Genomic DNA, 9,066 nt, shown 5'->3' on the forward strand with positions numbered 1-9,066 from the left:
GCGCATCACGCAGTGCCACGCCGGTCAGGCGCACGCCGACGGTGTCCCTTGGCGCCAGGTTCGGGTAACTGACCTGCACGTTGGCCTCGGTGCCTAGGGTATCGGCGTTCAACTCGCCGGCTGGCGCTTCGACCACCTTGAATACCGGCGGCTGCGCAGCGGAAATACTCTGGAGATCGTCCTGTTGCGGTGATGACAGGGCTGTCATTGCTCGGATGGAGGGTGCGGGTGGGATGTCTGTGAAGGTGGGTTGCACCGAGCATCCAGCAACACCCAAGACCAGCAAAATCGAAATCCTCTTCCACATGACCGCTTTCCTCTCGAACGGAGCAAAGCCCTGAAAACTCTGATTCCAGGGACCGTGTTCCGCGAGGGTAGGCTTGGAGGGTAAAAACCGTCTACTGTCAGAACTGACAGGTGGCAATCCATACAGCATGCTTTCAGGTTTTACTCGCTCGCAAAAAAGATCGCAGCCTTCGGCAGCTCCTACAGGTGTACACAAAGCCCTGTAGGAGCTGCCGAAGGCTGCGATCTTTTGATCTTGAAGTTTACAAGCCTACAACATCCTCAGCCTGTAAACCCTTCTCCCCCGTCACCACCCCATACTCGACCTGCTGGCCTTCAGTCAGCGACCGATGCCCTTCGCCGCGAATCGCGCGGTAGTGCACGAATACGTCCACCCCGTCCTCGCGCTGAATGAAGCCGTAGCCTTTGGCGTCGTTGAACCACTTCACGCTGCCGGTTTCACGTGTTGCCATCTGTTCATACTCCTTTTTTATTATTGAACGGGCTTTTCGCAGGAAAGCCTTTGAGGAACGTCAGCCTGCCCCCGACGTCCATAAAAGGGCCCCGGCGACAGACCGCCGAGTATATGACAGACGCCAAAACTCTCAACTCAAGTTTACTTCGCTGCTTTTTTGCCGATTTTCGACGAGCCCTGAACATTTTTCACACGAAGAGCATACGTTCAGATTCCTTGATCCTCCGGAAAATAACTGAAGATATTTCCTGTCGTCACGTTTGGCGTGATTCGAACCACCGGGATGCGTCGGCCCGTGGTTTTCAGAAAGTCACGCTGAATGTTCTTCGCCCCTTCCACGCCCACCGCACGGCTTGCGCTGCTGAAGTAAAAGAACGCCTTGATCGGGAGGTTGGATGTGTTTTGTGGCCATGTCTTGATCACGATCTCGTTCTGACGCCAGGCCTGATTTTCTGCATCTGGGTTTTCTCTGGCAGCAAGGCTCAGGGCAAACCCAGCCTGATCGGCACCAAAACCACACTGATGACGATATCGGTCCGGGGCGTTTTTATACTGTTGGAAATGCGCACGCCAAGCAGCCAGTGTCTTGAGGTTTTGCGCGGCACAGGGTCCGCTGTTTTGCGGAAAATCGGAGCTGCCGCCACAGCCGCTGGCGTTTCGGCGAAGTGACTCACCATCGTAGGGAAAGGCACACAGCACCTGCAGCGGATAACCACCGTTGGCAGTAAAGGACTGACCGGGTTCCAGAATCAAGCCCTGAGTACGACTGCCCTGCAAGTTGTTCATACCGATGCCGATTTTCATATAGCTGAACGAAACGCCCCCCAGACTGACCGCCGAGGGGCTTGGATTCCAAGCATGAAATGCCGTGGAATCGTCTACTGTACGAATCAGTACGCCACTGCAATCAAATGCTGCTTTATTGCCTGGGCAGGTAGTGGTGGTCGCTGAATACAGTTGATTAAGTTCATAGGCTGTCTGTTGCCCGGCACTCTTCCCATCCGTCACAGTAAAGGGAATATTTCTCCCCCAGCCCGACGTTTTGCCGTCAAGAGTTTGCTGACTGACAATCGAATAGAGTCCGTTGGGAAGGTTTATTGCGCTGCGAACCTCCCAGCGACCATTGGTATTCACCGTCGTACTCGCCAGCACCGGACTGGCGGTGTTGCTTCTCACTACACGAACCGTTGCTCCCCGAATTCCGGTACCGGCAAGCAATGGCCGAGGCTCGCTCAAACTATTCGGCGCCGGAATCGAAATCTCTGGAGGATCGAGTGTGTCGACCACATTAACGGGGATATCCCTCCCCCAGCCCGACGCTTTCCCTTTCACGGTCTGTTGACTGACGATCGAATAAGGTCCGAGGGGCAGTTCCACTACGCTGCGAACCTCCCAGCGACCTTTGCTGTCTACCACCGTAGTGGCTAAAACCGGACTGGCAGTCTGGCTCCTCACCACCCGCACGGTCGCCCCCGGTATGCCGCTACCGGACAACCACGGAAAGCGATAGACCTTACTGTTTTGCACCGGGCTGTCTATCACTGATGGGGGCGGTATGTCTGTCACATTAATCGGCACGTTCAACCCCCAGGCTGAAGTATTACCGTTGAGCGTCTGTTGACTGACGATCGAATAAGGCCCAAGGGGCAGCTCGACAACGCTACGAAATGCCCAACGACCATTGGCACCTACCGTCGCACTCCCCAGCACTGGATTGGCGGTATCGCTTCTGACCACACGTACTGTCGCTCCCGGAACCCCGATGCCCGATAGCCACACAAGTCGAAAGCTCGAACTGTTTTTCGCCGGGGTCTCGATCACCGGGACTGTGAGCGCCAACGCGTACACGGTATGGGGAGCACTGGCAAAGCCAGCCAGAGCAATTGACAACAAAAGTATCCATATACATTTCACACCCATTCTCCTTCACAGGACTGCGACTCGCTGCATTCAAGCTCGGCGTTGAAGGCGAATGTAGGGCGCTGAAATCGCTGGCGTCTACTGACACAATTGATAGGTATAAATAACCACAGCCCTTTGAATCCCGACTGGCCACGCAAAATGATGTGAGCCATTTAGCCGCTTTTTTGCCGATTTTCGGCGAATACGGCACACTATCTGCCGCCCGAGCAAACGCTCGGTTTTTTCCACTCACGCAGAAGCCGTATGACCCGCTCCCCGTTCCGCCGTCTTGTGTTTGGCACCCTGCGCCGACTGCTGTACCTCTGGGTTCGCTCGGAGACGATCAATCAGTCGTCGTTCACCCTTGACCTCGACCGCAGCCGGCCGGTGTTCTACGTCCTGCAAAATCCTTCACTGACCGACCTCGCCGTGGTCGATACCGAATGCAGCAAGGCCGGCCTGCCCCGCCCGGTGTTACCGGTATCGGTGGGTGCGCTGGTGGAGCCCGCAGCGTTCTTTTACCTGACGCCGGAGCCCGACTGGCTCGGCCGTCAGGACAAACGCGGTGCGCCACCCACCCTGACCCGTCTGGTCAGCGCCCTGAGCCAGAACGCCGCCGAAGACGCGCAGATCATTCCGGTCAGCGTGTTCTGGGGCCAGTCGCCGGACAGCGAATCGAGCCCGTGGAAACTGCTGTTCGCCGACAGCTGGGCCGTCACCGGGCGTTTGCGTCGACTGCTGAGCATCATGATTCTGGGGCGCAAGACCCGGGTGCAGTTCTCGGCGCCGATTCATCTGCGTGAACTGATCGATCACAACAAAGGCCACGAGCGCACTGTGCGCATGGCCCAGCGGATCCTGCGGGTACACTTTCGCAACCTGAAAGCCGCCGTCATCGGCCCGGACATTTCCCACCGCCGCAACCTGGTCAAAGGCCTGCTCAATCAGCCCTCGGTCAAACAGGCGATCCTCGACGAAGCCGAGCGCGAGAACATCTCCCCGGAAAAAGCCAAGGCCCAGGCCTTGCGCTACGGCAACGAGATCGCCTCGGACTACACCTACACCGCGATCCGCTTTCTGGAAGTGGTGCTGAGCTGGTTCTGGAACAAGATCTACGACGGGATCAAGGTCAACCACATCGAAGGTGTGCAGAAAGTCGCCCAAGGTCACGAAGTGATCTACGTGCCGTGCCATCGCAGCCACATCGACTACCTGCTGCTCTCCTATTTGCTGTTCCGCAACGGCCTGACCCCGCCGCACATTGCCGCCGGGATCAACCTCAACATGCCGGTGATCGGTAGCCTGCTACGCCGTGGCGGGGCGTTCTTCATGCGCCGCACCTTCAAGGGCAATCCGCTCTACACCTCGGTATTCAACGAATACCTGCACACCCTGTTCACCAAAGGCTTCCCGGTCGAGTACTTCGTCGAGGGCGGCCGTTCGCGTACCGGGCGCATGCTGCAACCGAAAACCGGGATGCTCGCGATCACCCTGCGCAGCTTCCTGCGTTCGTCGCGCATGCCGATCGTCTTCGTGCCGGTGTACATCGGCTATGAGCGCGTGCTGGAAGGCCGCACCTACCTCGGCGAGTTGCGTGGCGCGAGCAAGAAGAAAGAATCGATCTTCGATATTTTCAAAGTCATCGGCGCGCTCAAACAGCGCTTCGGTCAGGTCGCGGTCAACTTCGGTGAGCCGATCAAACTGGCAGAGTTCCTCGACAGCGAACAACCAGACTGGCGCCAACAGGAGCTCGGGCCACAGTTCAAACCGGCCTGGCTCAACGAAACCACCAACCGCCTCGGCGAGAAAGTCGCACAGCATTTGAATGAAGCGGCAGCGATCAACCCGGTAAATCTGGTGGCCCTGGCGTTACTGTCCACCAGCCGTCTGGCCCTGGACGATCGCGCCATGGCGCGGGTGCTCGATCTGTATCTGGCGCTGTTGCGCAAGGTTCCCTACTCCTCGCATACCACCCTGCCGGAAGGTGACGGACGGGCGCTGATCGAGCACGTGAAGGACATGGACCTGCTGTCCGAGCAAAGCGATGCGCTGGGCAAGATTCTGTACCTGGACGAACAAAACGCCGTCCTGATGACCTACTACCGCAACAACGTGCTGCACATCTTCGCGTTGCCGTCGTTGCTGGCGAGTTTCTTCCAGAGCACCTCGCGCATGAGCCGCGAGCAGATCCTGCGCTACACCCGCGCGCTGTATCCGTACCTGCAATCGGAGCTGTTCATTCGCTGGTCGATGGACGAACTCGATGCCGTTATCGATCAATGGCTCGAAGCTTTCGTCGAGCAAGGCCTGCTGCGTTTCGAAAAAGACGTGTACCTGCGTCCGGCACCGAGCTCACGGCATTTCGTACTACTGACGCTACTGTCGAAAAGCATCGCCCAGACCTTGCAGCGCTTCTACATGACCGTTTCCTTGCTGCTCAACAGCGGCCAGAACAGCATCAGCGCCGAAGAACTGGAAGATTTGTGCACGGTCATGGCCCAGCGCCTGTCGATTCTCCACGGCCTGAACGCCCCGGAGTTCTTCGACAAGAGCCTGTTCCGTCACTTCATCCAGACAATGCTGGACCTCGACGTGCTGCGCCGCGACGAAGCCGGCAAGCTGAGCTATCACAAACTGCTCGGCGAACTGGCCGAAGGTGCGGCCAAACGGGTATTGCCGGCGGAGATTCGCTTGTCGATCCGTCAGGTGGCGCTGCATCGCAGTGAAGATGCGGCAGAAACCGGTGCACTTACCGAAGTCTGAAACTTGCAGATAACTAACCGGAACGCACGGATGTTTTCCGGTTACTTGATTCATGAATTAATAGGCTCCTTTAACCGATCACGATAAGGACATCGCGATGAGCCTCTTAAATGATACGAATCCGCACATCACTGTAACTTTCAGCCTACCTCCGGACTTTGTCGCCGCCGATGATGGCGAGCGCGAAACCGTTATCAGCGTACAGACTGCCAACTCAACGCCGCCGATAAAAGTGCTGGACTGGCACCACCCTTCAATTGCCGATGGCCAATGGGATTTTTCATTCCCACACCTCTACAGCAACATCGGCGTGAAGTATCAGATCAATATCCAGATGTTCCACAATCGACAGGCGTTACTGCTGGAGCAGGATTACTTCGTTATCGTGAATCGGCTGCCCCATCGCCAGACCCTGCATTTGAGCCCGATCGGGATGTTGTATATCGAAGCTCAAGAGCCTGCGGCCTTCGCGACAGAACAGGCAGTGACTATCAGCCTGCATGAAAGCGAACAACCTGAAGTTCAATTGGTTCGCGTCAGCCACAATGAACAAACCGCCACTTCGTTTTACCTGAAGTACGATCTGGATAGCGTATTACCCGGCAAACGTTACGCACTGACCGGCATCGAAAACCGTTATCACCAACGTATTAGCGTGTCTCCAAGTCAGGTCGAACTTGCACCGGCATCGTACTTGCCACGTTCAAGTCGGTTACAGATGTTTTACCAGTGGCTGACCCGGCCATTACGTTTGTTCACGGACGATCCTGGCAAAATCCGCTAAATTCCTTTGAGCGCCGGGCTTCTTCCGGCGCTTATGTCATAGAGGCTCCCAATGAAAAAACTCCCTCTCGTCCTGCTGACTACCCTGCTCGGCGCCTGCCAGTCGACACAACCGACCGCCAATGCCAGCCTCGACGGCGAAGTGTTCTACTTGCAACGCATCGCCCTGCCACCGAGTGCAACCTTGAGCGTCAGCTTGCAAGATGTGTCCCTGGCCGACGCACCCGCGGTAGTGCTCGACGAGCAGAAAGGTCCGGTCAAAGGCCAGGTGCCGTTGCCGTTCCATTTGAGCTACGATCCGGCGCAGGTCAAACCCGGCCACCGCTACTCGGTCAGCGCGCGCATCGAAGTCAATGGCGAGCTAATGTTCATCACCACTGAAAATCACACTGTGCAACTGGACGGCAAAGATCGGCAACCCCTGAAGATCCGCGTCGACGCGGCCCGCTAATTCTATTTGCTGAACCTTTTTTCTGAGCCTTTTTTCTAAATAAGGAAGCCGCCATGCTCCGCCCTACCCTTCGCTTCGCCGGCCTGTGCGCAGGCTTGATGATCTGCGCCAACGCCCTGGCAGGGTCTCTCAGTGACCTGTCGCAACAAGACGCCAGCGGAGGTCTCAAGGACGCTCTGACCCAAGGCGCGCAACTGGCCGTCAAACAACTCGGCACACCCGGCGGCTTCAGCAACAACCCGGACGTGAAGATCGAACTGCCGGGCAAGCTGGGTAAAGTCGCCAAGAAAATGAAACAGTTCGGCATGGGCGATCAAGTCGATCAACTGGAAACCAGTATGAACAAAGCGGCTGAAACGGCCGTGACTCAGGCTCAGCCGATTCTGGTGGATGCGGTGAAGAAAATGACCGTGGAAGATGCCAAGGGGATCCTCAGCGGCGGCAAGGACTCGGCGACTCAGTACCTGAGCAAAACCAGCCGCGAGCAGATCCGCATCAAGTTCCTGCCGATCGTCAAACAAGCCACCGACCAGGTCGGCTTGGCCCAGCAGTACAATTCGTTCGCCGGACAAGCGGCGACCCTGGGTGTGCTGGATGCGAAAAGCGCCAACATCGAAAGTTACGTGACCGAGCAGGCGTTGAACGGTTTGTTCGAGATGATTGGCAAGCAGGAAGAAACCATTCGCCAGAACCCTGCGGCGGCGGCGACCAGTCTGGCGAAGAAGGTGTTTGGTACGCTCTAAACCTCAACGCCTGTGGAAGCGAGCCTGCTCGCGATTGCGGTGTGTCAGCCACAGTTGCCGACTGACACGGCCTTATCGCGAGCAGGCTCGCTTCAACAAAGGATCAGACCGCCGACGCTGCCCGCAAGAAGAACACCCACTCGCGCCCCATCTTCCTTTTCTCGAATACCTTCAACTCAACCAAGCCGTTCAGGGTGGCCGACGCGGTGTTGTAAGAGCAGTTCAGATTCTCCTTCACATTGACCGCCGTGAACTCCTTGGCCATTCCACTCTTGGCCACTTGGTATACGGCTCGCTGTTTCTCGGTGAGCTGATCGAAAAAACCTGACGTCAGCAGCCATCGATCAAAGCTTTCGGTGTAGGCCAGGCTTTTTCGATAAGCCTCGGTAAAGGCGCTGACTGCCCGGAAGATGACTGAACACTGGAAATCGATGAAATAGGTCAGGTCCAGATCATCGGCTTCGGTATTCAGATACGAGCGCCCGTATTTTACCGGCGCGTTGCGCAGCAACAGGCTGATCGCGATGTAGCGAAAGGCCGAGAAGTCATTCTTGAACATGAACCAGTAAAACAGTGCCCGCGCGACCCGACCGTTGCCATCGCGAAAGGGATGCTCATAACCCAGCGCAAAATGCAGCGCGATACCTTTGATCAATGGATGAAGGTAATCCACTCGATCGGGATCGTCGTGAGACTGATTGATCCACTTCGACAACACCTGCAATCGTGACGCGAGCCCCGCCGCGGAGGGCGGCATATGAACGGTATTACCCTCGCCGTCCTGCACCACCACGTCATCGTTGACCCTGAAAGCACCCGGTGAATATTGCAGGTCATCGATACCTTCGACGCCAACACGATGCATCGCCATGATCAGCCCGACGTTCAAGGGTTCATAACGCTTTTCCCAGGCGAAGTTCATCATCTTGTAGTTGCCGATGACCATCCGTTCATCCGGCGTACGCGGCAGGCGCTTGCGCTTGAGCATGTCCTTGGCCACTCGGGTTGTGGTCGCCGCACCTTCGAGCTGGCTGCTGCTGATGGCTTCATCTTCGATCAGATCGTTGAGCAGATAGCTGAAATGCGCGCGCTCGCCGATCTGACCCGTCATGTACTCCAACGCGGCCGTTGTGGCTTTCCGGTCGACGGCAGAAATAGCTTTCTGTGCCAATGGAGTCAGCACAAATTGGCCCCATTGAGTGGGCTCGCCCAATGGCAAAAGGCTGGAATACTGCGCGGTCCGGGCTTTCTTGACCAAGGCCCAGCACAGATTCGAATCCAGCCCCGGCGCCCAGCGGTAGCGCAACTCATCGAATGGAAGATAGCGCCCCTGATCGTCCAAAGGCTTGAGCAGTGCGAGATAGTCCGAGAGGCGTTCCTTGTGGGGCGACTGCCCCAACAGATCGAACACCGGGTCGGATCTGCCCTTCAGCATGGGCGGTTTTTTCATTATCGGTGGCTCAGAAACTCACGAAATTGAGTCTTGAGTACAACAGCGCACCTACGTTGACTCAATATCAGACGGATCTGAAATATGTGTAGGAGCTTGGACCGCCTTCGCGGGCAAGCCTCGCTCCTACAAAAAGCCATCGGCGTACACCCGCCCCTCACCACTCAACAGGCCGAGCGTTAGCTCGCCTGCAGCTTTTGATCTGGCTTTTGAT

General features: G+C 56.8%; 8 protein-coding genes. 4 read left to right on the plus strand and 4 right to left on the minus strand.

The features are described from left to right. The 3 genes from PMI18_RS0129845 to PMI18_RS31140 form a co-directional block, all read right to left on the minus strand. The coding region (locus PMI18_RS0129845; RefSeq protein WP_007906359.1) for a hypothetical protein at positions 1–307 on the minus strand (307 nt) is incomplete at its 3' end. 241 nt (positions 308–548) lie between these two features. Then, complete coding sequence (locus tag PMI18_RS03680; protein WP_007906361.1) at positions 549–758, minus strand: cold-shock protein; 210 nt, start codon at positions 756–758, stop codon at positions 549–551. Between the two features lie 209 nt (positions 759–967). Continuing rightward, positions 968–2,674, minus strand: a complete 1,707-nt coding sequence (locus PMI18_RS31140) for an MSCRAMM family protein (protein ID WP_007906365.1) — start codon at positions 2,672–2,674, stop codon at positions 968–970. Between the two features lie 252 nt (positions 2,675–2,926). On the opposite strand from PMI18_RS31140, the gene plsB reads away from it, so the two are divergent. The 4 genes from plsB to PMI18_RS03660 all read left to right on the plus strand — a co-directional run bounded on the left by plsB (position 2,927) and on the right by PMI18_RS03660 (position 7,402). After that, positions 2,927–5,425 carry a glycerol-3-phosphate 1-O-acyltransferase PlsB gene (plsB, locus tag PMI18_RS03675; RefSeq protein ID WP_007906366.1) on the plus strand — a complete coding sequence of 833 codons (2,499 nt, stop codon included), beginning with the start codon at positions 2,927–2,929 and terminating at the stop codon, positions 5,423–5,425. Between the two features lie 97 nt (positions 5,426–5,522). Continuing rightward, positions 5,523–6,209 carry a hypothetical protein gene (locus PMI18_RS03670; RefSeq protein ID WP_007906367.1) on the plus strand — a complete coding sequence of 229 codons (687 nt, stop codon included), beginning with the start codon at positions 5,523–5,525 and terminating at the stop codon, positions 6,207–6,209. Positions 6,210–6,260: 51 nt separating this feature from the next. Then, entirely contained in the window at positions 6,261–6,659 is a 399-nt protein-coding gene (locus PMI18_RS03665; RefSeq protein WP_007906368.1) for a YbaY family lipoprotein, read from the plus strand. Between the two features lie 53 nt (positions 6,660–6,712). Continuing rightward, on the plus strand, positions 6,713–7,402 hold the full coding sequence (locus PMI18_RS03660) for a DUF4197 domain-containing protein (RefSeq protein ID WP_007906369.1): 690 nt from the start codon (positions 6,713–6,715) through the stop codon (positions 7,400–7,402). A gap of 103 nt (positions 7,403–7,505) precedes the next feature. Here PMI18_RS03660 and PMI18_RS03655 read toward each other — a convergent pair whose 3' ends face one another. After that, on the minus strand, positions 7,506–8,852 hold the full coding sequence (locus PMI18_RS03655) for a Fic family protein (protein ID WP_007906370.1): 1,347 nt from the start codon (positions 8,850–8,852) through the stop codon (positions 7,506–7,508). Positions 8,853–9,066: the final 214 nt, after the last annotated feature.

The organism is Pseudomonas sp. GM102 (assembly GCF_000282555.1).
Classification (GTDB): Bacteria; Pseudomonadota; Gammaproteobacteria; order Pseudomonadales; family Pseudomonadaceae; genus Aquipseudomonas.